Raw genomic sequence first — 15,226 nt, forward strand, 5'->3', positions numbered from 1 at the left:
GATGCTTAGGTGTATTGAGGAGAGAGAGCCAAGCTGGAGCAGCGTGAAATTGTATGCTGACGATGAAGTTCTGTTCGAATCATCTTCAAGCAAACAGAAGCGATTCCTGGAATGGTGAATACGTATCGATTCAAAGCTGAAGTGCCAGGGTCTCGACTCGTTGATCACTATACTCCCCGCATTGTCCCTTTCCATCCCTCTGTGTTCATCCCATTAGAAGTTTCTGGCATCCTTTGGTACCGGTAGCCCCATGAATCCCCGTGCCGTCCATCCCTCATGCCGTCCCCACCCTCATCTCTATGAAATCAATACCTGGGTTTGGTTGAAGGCGCTTTCTCGAAAAGAGAACCGACTCATTCGTCTTGGCGATGTGCCTGATCAAGAATGGGATAACCTTCAAGGTAAAGGATTTGATTGTATTTGGTTGATGGGGATTTGGGAACGAAGTCCTCATAGTCAGTCCATTGCACGACGTGACCCAGGGTTACAGAAAGAATATGAGAAAGCCTTACCAGGCTGGACAGTCAATGATGTTGTCGGATCTCCATATGCCATCCGTGCGTACCGCCCCGACCCAGAACTTGGTACGTGGGATCAACTTGATTATGTCTTAGAGAAACTGCATCAACGAGGCATGCAGTTGATTCTGGACTTTGTGCCGAACCATACGGCTGTGGATCATGAATGGGTCCGTTTGCATCCGGAATACTACATCCAAGGAACCGCAAAAACCCTTGAGGCCTCTCCAGACGATTTCTTTACAATACGTGTTAACGGGAGGACTCTGAATCTCGCTCATGGAAAAGATCCCTATTTCCCGGCTTGGACAGATACGGCTCAGTTGAATTATTTCTACGAAGCCACTCGCACGGCCTTAATTGAAGAACTGAAAACTATCGCGCAGCACTGCGATGGAGTTCGATGTGACATGGCTATGCTGATGCTGAATGAAGTGTTTCAGAAGACATGGAGTGATTGTCTAGAAATAGAAGGCACTCCTGCTATCGAATTCTGGACAGAAGCCGTCACTGCGGTGGCTGATTTTATCTGGATGGCTGAAGTGTATTGGGATCGTGAATGGGACTTACAACAGCTGGGATTCCATTTCACTTATGACAAGAGACTGTACGATCGACTGTGCCATTCGTCTCCAGGTGAGATTGTTGCCCATCTCAAAGCTGATGGGAGCTATCAGAGCCATCTGGTTCGATTCTTAGAAAATCATGATGAACCCAGGAGTGCGTCGACGTTTGGCAATATTCGTCTTCTTGCCGTTTCGACACTCATCGCGACATTACCTGGCATGCGTTTGTATCACCAAGGCCAGCTTGAGGGGCAACGAATTCGGCTGCCGGTTCAACTCGCACGAATGAAAGAGGAACTGCTCGATCACGAAACGATGGAGGTGTATGGTCACTTACTTCGAATGACGAATGAGGAGGTCTTTCACGAAGGTCAGTGGCGACTCCTGATGATCCAATCGGTAGGTGATTCCACTTTTGAAAATCTTCTTGGATATGAATGGGTGTCTCGCTCGGCCCACAAGATAGTTGTCGTCAATTTAGGATCAATTAGATCTCAAGGATTTCTGCATTTCCTTGATAATTCTGAAACTGACAACGATCTTCCTTCACTCTTTACCTATCGTGACCACCTGTCTGGCCAAACGTACATATCTAACTATCAAGACATCGTTCGTCAGGGATTGTATATTAGTCTGGAGCCTTTTGGCGCACATATTTTTTCAGCCTCTACGTAGGAGGCTCATGAACTTTTGTGCTTCCTGGCCAGTAAATAAAATGTCACGTTGATGTTTGATAATGAACGCTACTGTCTCAGTCCTCTGATTGCAATCATGTTAAAGGTTATTGACTGTTCTTTCGTAAGATATCAGCAAGGTCGTGGTTGGTTACAGGAGGAAGCCAAGAATAGGAAAGTGTTACGAGGAGTCGACTGCTCACGTGCTCGAAAGCTGTCATTCGGTTCTTGTCAGGCATTCGCTTTTTACTGAATTCTGCATTGTTTTTCGTACATGTGAAACGTGGTTATGAAGCCATACGAATTGGGCGCTCACGAGAAGTTGAAAAGAGCCTGACCACTCTTTACCACAAAGCGATCGACCCCGAAGACATGTAGAAAAAATACAGACAAGTTTGTCGATCCTCGATTGAATATTCATCGCGTGCTGAAAGAAGGTCGTTCTGGGAAAGAAATTCTTGCGTTTCCATAACGAGAGCACATTGATCTTGTTGTTTTAGGAACTCGAGGCCTCGCAGGTCTTTAATGTTTTCCCTTGGGACGTGGGGATGAAAGGATTCTTCAAGAAGTTCCCCACTCGGGTGTGGTGGGTCGGCAGTCTGAGAAATATAGAAAAATTAGACTTTGAAGAGTATGACTCCATCACTGACTGTTGCATTGAGTACTCCTGGAAATTACTGCCTGTAGCGTTTTGCCTCAACGCCAAATTGAAATTTCTCAAAAAATGAAGAGCATGCATCTTTAGCCAGTTGGCATCTACCTTGCTCATATCAATTACGCTTGCTTCCAGATGATGGGGCATGGAACATTTCGTCACATATCTACTGAAGATGGAAATTGTAAATTGGAGACGAAATTGAGAGAATCGGGTGCCTGTACGATACTCGTTGTTGATGACGATTCAGCAATGAGAAGCTTGTTCGTGGATGTATTAAGTGAAAACGGGTGACAGGTTATCGAGTCTATGGATGGACATGATGTGATTTGTCAACTTAATACGCAAAAAATTGTGGCCGTCTCTGTCTATCTTGAGAAACCTGTTCGAGTGAACGACCTCAAAGCTGCGCTTCAACAACTGTGCCCAATGGTCACGTCTCAGACCTGTCAACACACGGTGTATTGGAACATTCAATGAACATGAAAGGAAATGTACACATGGCCGGATCGTTACCAGAGACAGATACGGATCCTAATTTATGTTCCAGACTTCAAGCACTTGTACTTCTTGCCGATCATCTTTCGGAGCCAGTCGCGATCTTTGATCCGACTTTGAAATTAGTCTATTCAAATTCATCGGTAGTCTCCGTTGCAGCAAACTGTCCTCTCTTAGGTGACTCCGCGAGTCAATGTGCAGATTCTGATGTGGCTACGCAAGAACGCTGTGCGATTTGTCCAGCAGAGAATATTGTTTCGCAAGCGCCAATACATCCTCAGATGCAAAAAGGAACGTCAGTTGTCCACCATGATGACCCTTCATGCCCATTCCCCACATCGTTTCCTGTCACATGTACTGAAGGAGATATTGCCTGTGTTGTCATGATGGGCCATGTCCCAGAAGACACGATGGTGAGGAGAGGAAAGCCTGGTTCTCCATTGTTTGGTGATGATCCCTCCTTACCAAAAGAAAGTAAGTCACGTACTACCTTGATTGGACAGAGCACTCCGATGCAGCAACTCCTTGAAATGGTGAGATTAGTTGCGCAATCCGAATCTACCGTATTAATTCAAGGTGAAAGTGGTACTGGAAAAGAGTTAGTCGCCAAGACAATCCATACGCTCAGTCCTCGTCGCGATCATCCATTTGTTGTCGTAGAATGTAGTTCGTTGCCAGAAACATTATTGGAAAGCGAACTGTTTGGCCATGTCAAAGGTGCATTTACCGGAGCTGTTGGAGATCGAAAAGGGTTATTTGAAGAAGCTGAAGGCGGCACCATTTTTTTAGATGAAATTGCCGATACCACTCCAACATTTCAAGCGAAACTTCTTCGCGTGTTACAAGAGGGAGAAATCAGACCAGTTGGAAGCAATCGTAGCATCAAAGTCAATGTTCGAGTTATTTCAGCAAGCAACAAGGACCTGATGTATCTTGTCAAAGAACACACATTTCGTTTGGATCTCTATTATCGGCTTGCGGTGCTTCCGTTGTCAGTTCCTGCTCTTCGAGACCGTCGAGAGGATATTCCTCTTCTTGTGAATCATTTCTTTGTGCAATCTTGCGAAAATAATAGGAAAGCTCAGCTATCGATTCCATCCAGGACAATGAAAGCACTCGTCAGCCGTGATTGGCCTGGTAATGTGCGGGAATTAGAGAATGTGATCGAACGCGCCGTTGTGATCACGCACGATTCCGAACTGACTATTCGGGATATTGTTGGCGCACCGTCATATGTTGATGAATCTTCAGATCTTCCTTCTATCAGTAAGGCGGCTCGCCAGGTGGTCGAAAAGCATGAAATCCTCAAAGCACTGCAAGAGACTCAAGGAGATAAAACTCACGCTGCCCGAAAGCTTCATATAAGCCGAGCGAGTCTTTACAATAAACTCAAAGCCTACGACATTCAGTAATAATCAGTTCTATTTCCTTCCGCCCTTCTGCCCCATTTTTCCACAAAACACTGCATTCTGCGCCTAATTTTCTAGACACCTTAAGCTATTGTTTTTCCTTGTCATTTTATTATCTTTTCTTGAAGTGGTGTAAATTCATGGATTTTTATACAAAGCAAAAAAACGAAAATGTAGTAAGGATTAGCAGCTACATGTCCTGTCTTTAGTGCGTCCTATAGGTGGATTGCTGCTCTTAGTAAATAGTGGCATTAAGGTTGCTCTGTAGGGCTAGTGTCGGTGAAGGATCTGGGTGTGATGGACCGGCCTCCGGAGTGCCCAACTGTTCTTTTCAGAACCCCTTCACCGACGCAACTTTCATTCAATACAACAAGAATTTTGGATGAGCCTACAAGGCGTACGAGAGACGCTAAAGAGAGGCAAGCACATGTCGGTTGTGTGTCACACATGAATATTTGTCGGAATGTATTTATCTTAATAAGGAGGCCGTTGAATGTTTACGCGTACTAGTCAGGCATTACGTGCAAGGTGGTGGCTCGGAGCGTTAGGAGGATTTCTTCTCTTGGGTTCTCCGTCGATGGGAGTGGCTGAAGATCCATCTGCGAGCATCCATTCCGTGACGATGAGCCAGGATCGAAAAGGATGGGCCGAGCGATTAAAGGGACAGACGATTGTCGAAAATTCTGTGGAAGGTCGAGCTGAGCGTGCGGCGTTAGTGGAGCTTCAGCATCAACGACTCATGGAACAGATGCAGAAGGAAATGGGTCACGAGAAAGAAAATACTGGTGCGTATAATTCCATGTCGATGATGCATCAATATGGTGCTGGACCAGCCAATGGTCTTCTCGCCTCCACGACGGGGCAAGAGCCCGTCTCTAATAAAGGGGGGCGATGTCCGACGACGGCACCAGTGAAAAAATATGACATCTCAGCGATCAATGTAGAGATCTCGTTGAATCAATGGCTGGATTATTATCCTGGGTACATGTATGCCCTCACGGAAGACATTGAGAAAATACGAGAAGAAGAAGCCAAGAATGCAGAGGCACGAGAATCCGAAGGGCACAGTAACCCTGGTGCGGTCAACAATGGCATTCAGGATCAATGGATTCAGCCACTGGTGATTCGTGGTAATCAGGGGGACTGCGTCAAGATTACCCTGCGAAACAAACTAGAATTTGGAGAGGACGTCAGTCTTCACATCAATGGCTCAGATATGGTGATGAGTAAAACGGGGCAACCGGCCACTACGACAAATCTCGATTCCGTTGCTTCTGGTGCTGATGAGGATGCAGAAGAAGGTGCAGAAGGTGAATCGATTGACATGGAATGGTATATCCATCCAGATACTCAAGAAGGCGGAAAGCAATTCCATACGTTTAGTAACGATCGTGAGTTAACCGTCATGGGATTGTTTGGGGTTTTTGTCGTGGAACCGCGAGGATCGAAATATTGGGAGCCAGTCGGGACAGGTCCGGCCACGAAAGCGAGGAGTGGGTGGCAAGTCATGATTGAAAATGGAACTGGTCCCAGTTTTCGAGAGTTCGTGCTGATTTATCACGAAGTGGGAGACGAGGCGTTTCGGCCAGTGAATAAGCATGGTGATTTTCTGCCTCAACGTGATCCGCTAACCGATGCCTATCGTCCGGGGGCACGGGCGTTGAACTATCGTAGCGAGCCGTTCGGCATTAACAACATGCATGTACAGCATGAACATTTTGGTTTCGAAGATGAGTCCATGGCCTACAGCTCGTACACCTTTGGAGATGCGGCACCGACGATTCCCCGGAGTTACCTGGGTGATCCAGCGAAGTTCCGTATCGTGCACGGGGGATCAGAAGTGTTTCATTCCCATCATCCCCATGGTGGTTCCATTCGTTGGCAACGCAGCCCACGTGCGACGCAAATGCCGGTGTGGAGCACAGGACAGAACGGTCCAGTGAAATATCCGATCGTTCGAACCAAGTCAGACCGAGTCGATGTTGAAGTTATTGGGCCTTCGGAAGCCTTGGATTTGGAAACCGAATGTGGTTCAGGCTTGTGTCAATGGTTGGCGGGAGACTTTTTATTTCACTGCCATGTCGCGCATCATTATGTCGCTGGCATGTGGGGGTACTGGAGAGTGTATAACACCCTGCAGGTTCCAGGTTTCCAAAATGATGTGATGCCGCCCCTACGCGAATTACCAGATCGTCTTGATCGGATTCACAAGCCTGTGCCGTCAGATCAATTGGTGGGCAAAACGGTGAACTGGTTTGGTTCAACATTTAAAATCGTCGGATCAGGAAAGAGTGACTGGAAAGCCAAACCTGCAGTGGTCAATATTAAGGACTGGGTTGAAATGCAGCTGAGTAATCAAGGCAGACCAGGGCATAAAGATGATGAGCTTGGTCAACTGAAGGCCTATGATGCCACGGTGTTGGATTGGGTGTGGGACGGCAGCAAGGCCATGAGTGAGAAAGAGCCGACGTTGAGTGAGAACCCGAAATATCATCCTGAGTGGCAGGGATATACGCCGGGAGAGCGGCGAACCATTTGGTTTGAGCCAATGACAGGGAAAGTGGCGTGGCCATGGTTGACGCCGCACTTTGGGAAACGCGCTCCATTTTCAAATGATCATAATCCAGCCCCTTGGTTGGAAATGATTCGGCTCAACGACGATGGTACACGGTCAGTTGGTCCGGCCAAAGCCGGAGAAAACGGGAATTGGAGTTTGTGTCCCGATCGAGCAGGCTCTCAAGATTACAATGTGCATTTTATTAAACTGCCGATTGAGTTATCGGCGGCACAGGGGAAGGAGCCAGCGATTGTCGATCCAAATGGGCTCTTATATGTGGTCCACGAAGAAGAAGCTGACGTTCGAGCCAATAACGATAAGAAATTCCCATTGGTTGTGCGCGCGAATGTCTATGACTGTATTGATTGGACATTAACGAGTGAATGGTTGGACGATGACATTACAAATTTTCAGTCGTCCAAAATTAATACGCACTTCCATTTCTTCCAGTTTGACAATCAGGCCTCTGATGGCGTGATTTCTGGATTTTCCTATGAGCAGTCCATGCGGCCCTTTACCCAATTCGAAAAACCTTCGAAAAAAGGGTTGCCAATTCCGATGAATGCGAAAGTCACAAAAGTCTCGAAGAAAGGAGATAAGACGCTCCATGTGACGAATGCGAAACAATATCATGTTGGTATTCCGATTCTTGTTGGAGCTGATAACGTCAAAGGTCAGGAGGTGAAGCGCATTACCAACATTACTGGCGACACCTTAACCTTCGCCCGGGCATTGCAACATAGTCATCCGGTGGGCGATATCGTGACGGTTGAATATGTGCGTCAACGGTTCTGGGTGGATGCCGATGTCGGAAGTGTGTTTTGGCATGACCATGCCTTCGGGGGAACAACGTGGCCGCATGGGGCCGTGGGGACCATGATTGCTGAACCCTTTGGTTCGACCTGGCATGACCCCAAAACTGGGGAGCCAATCAGGACAGGTCCAGTGGCGGATATTCATGCGACGGAACGTGTAGGGCATGATGTGGCCGGAAGTTTTCGTGAACTCATGGTGCATATTATGGACACGGTTCCACATACGGTGAATATCGTGACGGCTGGGAATCCCCCCGGTCAACCGGTTGATGTGGCATTGGAGGCCGGTCGGACTGTCTCATTTATTATGCCTCCAAATGACAAAATTAAAATGACCCCGATGCCATTTTTAAATGGTGGGACTCATACCACCGGTGGGGCGTTGAATTTCCGGGCTGAACCATTTGCCCAACGATTGGCGAACAATCCGGATTCATCAAAGATTTTTAGCAGTGTGGTCCACGGTGATCCAAGTACGGCGATGGTTCGCGCATATTTAGGCGATGCCGTCGTCTTCCGTTTGTTAGATGTAACCATGAATGAAAGTAATGTCTTTACCGTGTCGGGACATACGTTCTGGTCTGAGCGATATGCTCAGGAGGCCAATCGCAAGAATTCCTTGCATATCGGGATTGCAGAACGGTATGACCTCGTGCTCGCCGAAGCGGGGGGACCTCGGCATCAGGCAGGCGATTACATGTTCTTTAACGGTCGAAGTTCGAAGTTTTCGGAAGGTGCCTGGGGGATCATGCGAGTGTTGGATGAACCTGTGGCGGACCTCCAACCATTGCCCAATAAGGCGTATGGCGCTGAAGGAATGCCAAAGCGGCTTCCGGTTTGTCCCAAAGATGCCCCAGTGAAAAACTTTAATGTCGTGGCGATTGACCACCCGGGGATGAGTTTCAATCCCAATGTGGAGGAATCCATTGAAGTGGATTTTGAACGAAAGATTGAGTTGCGAAATCCCGAAGCCAAGATCTACGTCCTTGAAGATGAAGTGCAAAAGGTATCTGGAGATGCTCAACCGATGCCGTTGACCTTACGAGCAAACGTCGGTGATTGCATCACCGTAAAGCTGACGAATAAATTGAAAAAAGGCAAGGCGTCATTCTCGGCGTTCGGCTTAGCCTTTGACCCCAAAGATTCACAAGGGGTGAATCTTGGAAATAATCCAGGGGATCAAACCGTGGCTCCTGGACAGTCTCGAGTCTATACCTACTATGCCGATCCGTTTAATGGAGAAGGACAGACGTTGGTATGGGACTGGGGAAATGTGTCGATGAATCCTCGCAATGGGTTATTTGGCGGTATCATTATTGGACCGCAGGGCTCCACGTACCGTGACCCAAAAACCGGCGAAGATATTTCTCTCAAGAATAGTTGGAATGCGGATGTCATTGTGGATCGAACCATCCAAGGGAATGAACGCCGAGAGAATTATCGTGATGTGGCGCTCTATTTTCAAGACGAAGATAATATTATCGGCACGAGTTTCATGCCGTATGTTCAGAACGTGGCTGGATTAACCGGCGTTAACTACCGAGCCGAACCCTATTTGTACCGGGAAGAGGCTGGCTGTACATTAGGCAAAATGTTTCAACCATGCGAAGTCGATGATCCACAAGATCCTGCAACGCCCCTGATTCTCGCTCACGCAGGAGATAAAGTTCGTATCCACGTATTTGCTGCGAGTAGTGAACAGAACGGCATGTTTACCGTTGAAAAACATGAATGGCCGATTGAACCCTTTCTCCCAGGGGCTGACATGATTAGTACTGTTGAGTTTTCTGGTTCAGAAGGCTTGGATGTGTACTTACCATCGGCTGGGGGCAATTGGGAGATGCCAGGCGATTATGTATGGAGTAATGGGCGGTTACCGTACTCGCAATCAGGTCAATGGGGATACTTGCGAGTACTTCCTGCTAATGATCAAGGTGTTCTTCCACTGAATGCGGAGGTTTCTGCGAAAAAAGTGGCTGAGGTTAATAATCCTGAGTCGCGTATCCCAACTCCAGCATCGTTCAAATGATCTGAATTTACTATAATTCCGATCTTAGAGGCGGGGAGCCATGACGGCTCCCCGTTTTTTTGACGACAATTCTGGTAGTATGCTTCCATGGATATTGAGGAATGATTTAGGGATCCTGTCAGGAAGGAGGGCGTAATGAGATCGGTGGTGTTGAGTTTCGTATTCATTGTAAGTCTAGGATTATGGACCCAGTTCGCGTCGGCAAAGTATGAGGAAATTCAAATTGAAGATGGGGGAGCGCTGTCTGGCGTTATTACATTGCAGGGAGAACTCCCAAATCCTAAAGGGTATAATCTTGTGAGTTTTCCAGATCCTGCCTATTGCGGTCGGATATCGAATGGAAAGGGGTGGCGATTGCTTCAGCCATTTCAGATAGGGGAGGAAGGGAAATTTGAAAATGTGGTGATTTACCTAGAAGGAATCAAAAAAGGGAAAAAGTTTGATTACACGCCTCCTCACATTGAAGCCATTGATTGCAAGTTTGCTCCATACATTACCGTCGTTCGTGATCGGCAGAAAGTGAAGGTTGTGAATATGGATCCTGTGATGCATGATATTCAAGCATACGAAACGTCAAAAATGGGAGCTCGTGTGCTGTTCAATCTTCCGCTGCCGGTAAGTCCAAAATTAAAGAAACAAGATTTGATGGCTGGGAAAAAAGTGAAGAATCGTGCTGGGCGTACGGTCAGTCCGAAGATTAAAATGAAGCGAGGCCGAAATATTTTTGCCATGCAATGCGGTTTCCATCCGTATATGGAAAGTTGGGGCGTGTCCATGGATTCTCCGTATTTTGCCGTCAGCGATCAAGCTGGAAAGTTTCGTATCGACAATATTCCACCCGGCACATATAACGTTGTCCTCTGGCATCCGGTGGTCCAGAAAGAAATGTCCGTGACCATCAAGTCCGATGACACCACAGAGATCTCCGTAGATTTCAAGGCTCCGACAGGGCGTTTATATGCCAATGAGGCACATGAGAATACACGGTTCGGGATGGAATTATTAGGTGACTCTAAAATTGTGCCTTCCGTTGAATTGCAACAGTGAACAATCAGAAAGGAACGACACTGACCTGCGTGGAGCAGGGTGACATATTCGGCTGATGAGTGTGGCAAGTATTGTTGGCAACATCTTTCACTGTGAACGTACTGTCTCGATGAAAGGAGTGTAGGCCATGACCCACTATCAATTCATACGTCGTATGATTGTTTTTCTTCTCCCGTTAGTCTTCGTGAGTGCTGTTCCACAGTCGCATGCACAAGATAGCGGGGTATCTGCAGGTGTTCCCCCCAGGTTGGTTGCTGATTATCTTCATGCGGTGATCCAAGCCGATAGAACCTTGTATGCCACACATGTGGTTTCCCGTATGCAAGATACGGGAACGGTGATGGCCTCGGAAGGTTGGAAGAAGCGGAATACGCTCCCACTGCCGGCGCAAATGCTTTTGTTGTCAGGGATTGAGGTCAAGGAACAAGGGTTTGGCTTGCAGTTTCGGCTTGCAAGCCTATGGCCGATTTACGAGAAAAACGGCCCGACAACAAAATTTGAAACAACGGGGCTCGAAGCTGTGGTGAAGGATCCGAGTCAACCATACACGGGGGTGATTACACGAGGCGAGAAGAAGTATTTTAAAGCCATTTATGCTGATAAAGCCGTTTCGAAAGCCTGTGCGAATTGTCATAACGCACACATCCTCAGTCCAAAACGCGATCACAAGTTTGGTGAGGTGATGGGCGGTATTATTATTTCGTTTCCTCTTGAGTCGGAGAAGCTAGACGTACCCTAAAGGTGCGGTCATAAAGGTTTTGAGTGAACATGACGGTTTCGTCGGTTGTGTCGTTGAGTCTTTGTGGATCGAGGGAAAGCGGGGACTATAGCGAATCCTCATATCAGTATGCTTGACCACGATACATGCAAGACCTCGTGGTCCTCACATACATGTGCCATCATCACTCAATAATCCAACTGCCCTCTGGATTATAGGTGTCCAAGTCTAGTTGAGCCGCGCTGACTTTCCCTGCGGAATTATAGCGAAACCACATAACTTCCAGCCGAATGTACATCATGTACACAGCGCAAAAACACACGTCGTACAGACGGAAGTAAATTGGAACGGCTATAAGGACTTCAAAGCATCGAAGTTCATGGAATCGGCTATAGCTCAGCGCGGTACAAGGTAAACATGAGGAAGGTTCTGTCCGACTGGATGACCTACAGGTGATTGACGGTTCACGAACGAAGGGGCAATCAGCATTCAGTTGGTTGACGTGTAACGGATTCGGCATAACTGAAACGGTTATAGAGAGATGTGAGGAGGTCTGAGGATGTGGATTCTCAGGTCTCTTCGCTGACACCTAACACGTTGAGATGTGTTCAGCGTCATGGCTCCATTCATACCTTTCGTACAAGGCAGATCTCTGGATTTCTGTTAGATGTTCAGGCGAGGTTATCGAGCGTTCTTCCTCTAAATCATCTCACTCACAGTTCGTGTTAACCCCTTTCCTTCTCCTCTTCGTGTTTTTGTATTTGCACAGGAATGCGTGCGTCTTCCCTCAATGTCGTCGTGAGTTCCTTGTCACCCAGGCGTGGTCTTCTTCAAATCGTTCTCCTCTCAGTTTCTGAATATTTCTTAATCCACTCATCCTCACATCCAGAGAGCCGAGTACAGGCTTCCTCGTTATCTCCAGATAAGTCTCCTTGTCAAAATAGACATATTCTATACAAATAACTACTTATTTTGTTGCTACATTCCTGGTCTCACTACAGGAAATGTAAAGGAATGTAAAAAAAGGACCGAGAAGTACCCGGAATATGAAACGTTCAGGTTCATGCTGAAGCAAGGAAGGAAAATTGGTAATAACACCATAATTGTCTCGATATCGTTGTTATCCCATGAGTCCCCCTTTTTTTATTCATGGAATGAACGCGAGTTGCCTAGAGCCAGGCATCGGGGGACACAAAAGGAGGTTGCATGAGAAAGATGGAGAAGTGTCGGTTGTCAAAATGTCTTGGCCTTATATTGGTTTGCGGATTTTTGGCATATCCAATGATCAGTTTTGCTGAAGGTCAAACTGTCGATGATCGTTTGCAGCGTCTCGAGCGGCAGTTGGAGGAATTACGGAAGCAAACGGACCAGAGCAGAACGTTGGATGTCTCAACCGTAGATCAGCGTTTGGAGAAGCTGGAGAGCCGTCAGTCACCTGGGGGAAATGACGATTCCGGGAACATGGTGTTCTTTCGAGGTGGTAGGTCCTGGGCCACGAGCGACCGCGGTAGCGAAGTGTTTACCGATGTTGCAGGCTCAACGGGACGTAACGATGGTAACAAGGGCTATTATCTTGGTGCGGGACTCGACCTCGTTTTGTCAAAAAATGTTTTTGGGATGATGTCTAAAACATGGGTCTTAGGAGAAATTGGCGTCGAATATAAACGATGGCATTCCAAGCGCGTCAGGAGTGCAACAAACGTTTTGGCGGGAACAGGAATATCACCGACGAAAATCGAGCTCTCGCAACTGACGGTGTCCGTCTCTCCCAAAGTCATGTTTATGGAAGACAGCCGGTTTCGACCCTGGATTATCCCAATCGGGTTAGACTTTCATGTGATTAGTCCACCGTCAGGCGATGTCACGGTATTAGATATTGGGGCACAGTTTGCTGTTGGAGCGCAGTATCGTGTGTGGCGAGCGTTCCACATTGGAGTTGATGGGCGGTTTCATCTGGCAGCGGGCGAAACCAATACGACGAATAATTTTGGAACAGTTGGCGGCTATGTCGGCATTGCCTTCTAATCGTCACGGCACGTTCCATTTACTCCATACAGAGCATGACTTTGAGTGTGCCTTTGGAACCTGCGCGTTCCATAGCGGCGAGTCCATCCTGTAGGGAGTAGTGATCATGAATCATGGGAGCAATTTGAATAAGTCCCTGTGTGAGCAGGCGAATAGCGGGCGCAAATGGCCCACACCGAGAGCCGATCACGGAGATTTCATCGATAACAATTTTCGCCATGTCACACGTGAGATTTCCATGATAGGTCGACTTTAGAACAATGGTTCCTCTGGGGCGAATCAGGGCACTCGCGAGGGCAAATCCCTCGGGAGTACCCGTTGCCTCGACTACGATGTCAGCTCCAGCCGTCACTTCGTGTGGCTGAGACTCGACGTGAATTCCGGTATGACTGAGCCACTCATTTCTTTCTGCATGATGTCCCAGCAGAGTCACCGAACAACCCGTTAAACGCAATACCTGCACGCACAGCAATCCGAGCTTGCCGTCACCAATGACGATCACTCGATCATTCGGGCGAATTTCAACCTGTTGGGTAATTTCACAGGCTGCGGCTAGAGGCTCAATAAAGACGGCTTGATCGTCGGTTAATTGGTCGGGTAGGGGGAAAAGGTTTTCATAGGGTAAGCGGAGAAATTCTGCGAAGCTTCCATCACGTGCGCTAATGCCTAAGACGGTGCGATGCGGGCAATGGGTTGGGTGTCCGGCATGACAGGTTTCGCAGGCATGACAGGCGGCATTGATTTCTCCTGCGACGCGTTGGCCTTGTAGATCGGCTCGGTCCGCGGCGTGTTCCACAAACCCCACAAACTCATGGCCAATGATTCCGGCATAGCCCATATAGCCTTTGCAGAGTTCAAGGTCCGTACTACAAATGCCGGCTTGGTGGACACGAATGAGCGCTTCACCAGAACAGGGTTCAGGTATGGCGACTTCTGTGTCTAGACGTAAACGATCTTCAAAAACTAAGGCTTGCATGGGATTGTACACTCGAAAAACCCAACGACACTTCAGGTACAACTGACAGTAACGATTGGAAACGGCAATGTCTACAATTGAACCGTATCGAATGAGGCTTCTGCTGCCTGACAATACAGTATGGATCTTTGTTGTTCCACGTAGGTCAGGTCTCAAGTATTTCAAGAAAGCGGCGATGGGTATGTGATTGGGCGCGGTGCGGAACGGTTGCACCCGCATGACATGAATAGTTCTCTAGTCACGAGAGGGACTCCACACTGATGTCAGTCGGCCTCACCTATTCGCTTTCAGGCCTTGCGGCCTCGCAAGCCAAACTGAATGCTGCGGCGAATAATATCGCCAATGCGAATACCGCAGAATTTAAAAAATCGCGGGTGATTGCTGAAGAGGCTTCCTCAGGCGGCGTTATTGTGACACTTGATCAGGTGGATACCCCTGGACCGCTTGCGCTCCGAGAATCTGAGGAGGGGCTGATTGAGCAAGAACTTTCCAATGTGGATCTTGCAGAAGAATTGGTTAATGTGCTGATAAGCCGGCAGTCGTTTGAAGCCAATCTCAGCGCCATTGCCACGCAAGAGCAAACCTTGGGAAGTCTTTTAGACATTCTTGAATAGAACCAAGATGTGACAGAACGGAAGCCCTGCGTGTCATTGTGATTATTTTTCTTGTCTACCGACTCATGAAAAGTGTCTGTTCCAATTTGACAAAATCCCTCTAGTCATATCTCGGTCCGTCTTTA

Annotated in this window: 9 protein-coding genes; 8 read left to right on the forward strand and 1 reads right to left on the reverse strand. The window is 47.7% G+C overall.

The annotated features are described in order from the left end of the window. The first annotated feature begins 250 nt into the window (after nt 1–250). The 7 genes from ACWHX8_RS08285 (at nt 251) to ACWHX8_RS08315 (ending at nt 13,511) form a co-directional block, all read left to right on the forward strand. On the forward strand, nt 251–1,759 hold the full coding sequence (locus tag ACWHX8_RS08285) for an alpha-amylase family glycosyl hydrolase (protein WP_447971480.1): 1,509 nt from the start codon (nt 251–253) through the stop codon (nt 1,757–1,759). Nucleotides 1,760–2,722: 963 nt separating this feature from the next. Next, nucleotides 2,723–2,893, forward strand: a complete 171-nt coding sequence (locus ACWHX8_RS08290) for a hypothetical protein (protein WP_447971481.1) — start codon at nt 2,723–2,725, stop codon at nt 2,891–2,893. 20 nt (nt 2,894–2,913) lie between these two features. After that, nucleotides 2,914–4,323 (forward strand): sigma-54 interaction domain-containing protein, encoded by a 1,410-nt coding sequence (locus ACWHX8_RS08295; RefSeq protein ID WP_447971482.1) that lies wholly within the window; start codon nt 2,914–2,916, stop codon nt 4,321–4,323. Between the two features lie 490 nt (nt 4,324–4,813). Beyond that, nucleotides 4,814–9,721 (forward strand): hypothetical protein, encoded by a 4,908-nt coding sequence (locus ACWHX8_RS08300; RefSeq protein WP_447971483.1) that lies wholly within the window; start codon nt 4,814–4,816, stop codon nt 9,719–9,721. A 135-nt stretch (nt 9,722–9,856) separates the two neighbouring features. After that, nucleotides 9,857–10,768 carry a carboxypeptidase regulatory-like domain-containing protein gene (locus ACWHX8_RS08305; protein WP_447971484.1) on the forward strand — a complete coding sequence of 304 codons (912 nt, stop codon included), beginning with the start codon at nt 9,857–9,859 and terminating at the stop codon, nt 10,766–10,768. A gap of 127 nt (nt 10,769–10,895) precedes the next feature. After that, entirely contained in the window at nt 10,896–11,507 is a 612-nt protein-coding gene (locus ACWHX8_RS08310) for a Tll0287-like domain-containing protein (protein ID WP_447971485.1), read from the forward strand. Nucleotides 11,508–12,692: 1,185 nt separating this feature from the next. Continuing rightward, a complete protein-coding gene (locus ACWHX8_RS08315) occupies nt 12,693–13,511 on the forward strand; it encodes a hypothetical protein (protein WP_447971486.1) in 819 nt (272 codons plus the stop codon). Nucleotides 13,512–13,530: 19 nt separating this feature from the next. On the opposite strand, the gene ACWHX8_RS08320 is transcribed toward ACWHX8_RS08315, so the two are convergent. Then, the gene (locus tag ACWHX8_RS08320; protein WP_447971487.1) at nt 13,531–14,487 is read right to left on the reverse strand and encodes an MDR/zinc-dependent alcohol dehydrogenase-like family protein; all 957 of its coding nucleotides are present in this window, start codon (nt 14,485–14,487) and stop codon (nt 13,531–13,533) included. A 260-nt stretch (nt 14,488–14,747) separates the two neighbouring features. On the opposite strand from ACWHX8_RS08320, the gene ACWHX8_RS08325 reads away from it, so the two are divergent. After that, nucleotides 14,748–15,101, forward strand: coding sequence for a flagellar basal body rod C-terminal domain-containing protein (locus tag ACWHX8_RS08325; RefSeq protein WP_447971488.1), 354 nt, complete (start codon nt 14,748–14,750; stop codon nt 15,099–15,101). The last annotated feature ends 125 nt before the right edge of the window (nt 15,102–15,226 follow it).

The organism is Nitrospira sp. M1 (assembly GCF_965152605.1).

Bases quoted from the DNA above. Each gene is read 5' to 3' on its own strand.
- ACWHX8_RS08285 (WP_447971480.1), top strand. From the start codon at position 251: ATGAATCCCCGTGCCGTCCATCCCTCATGCCGTCCCCACCCTCATCTC.
- ACWHX8_RS08290 (WP_447971481.1), top strand. From the start codon at position 2,723: ATGGATGGACATGATGTGATTTGTCAACTTAATACGCAAAAAATTGTG.
- ACWHX8_RS08295 (WP_447971482.1), top strand. From the start codon at position 2,914: ATGGCCGGATCGTTACCAGAGACAGATACGGATCCTAATTTATGTTCC.
- ACWHX8_RS08300 (WP_447971483.1), top strand. From the start codon at position 4,814: ATGTTTACGCGTACTAGTCAGGCATTACGTGCAAGGTGGTGGCTCGGA.
- ACWHX8_RS08305 (WP_447971484.1), top strand. From the start codon at position 9,857: ATGAGATCGGTGGTGTTGAGTTTCGTATTCATTGTAAGTCTAGGATTA.
- ACWHX8_RS08310 (WP_447971485.1), top strand. From the start codon at position 10,896: ATGACCCACTATCAATTCATACGTCGTATGATTGTTTTTCTTCTCCCG.
- ACWHX8_RS08315 (WP_447971486.1), top strand. From the start codon at position 12,693: ATGAGAAAGATGGAGAAGTGTCGGTTGTCAAAATGTCTTGGCCTTATA.
- ACWHX8_RS08320 (WP_447971487.1), bottom strand. From the start codon at position 14,487: ATGCAAGCCTTAGTTTTTGAAGATCGTTTACGTCTAGACACAGAAGTC.
- ACWHX8_RS08325 (WP_447971488.1), top strand. From the start codon at position 14,748: ATGTCAGTCGGCCTCACCTATTCGCTTTCAGGCCTTGCGGCCTCGCAA.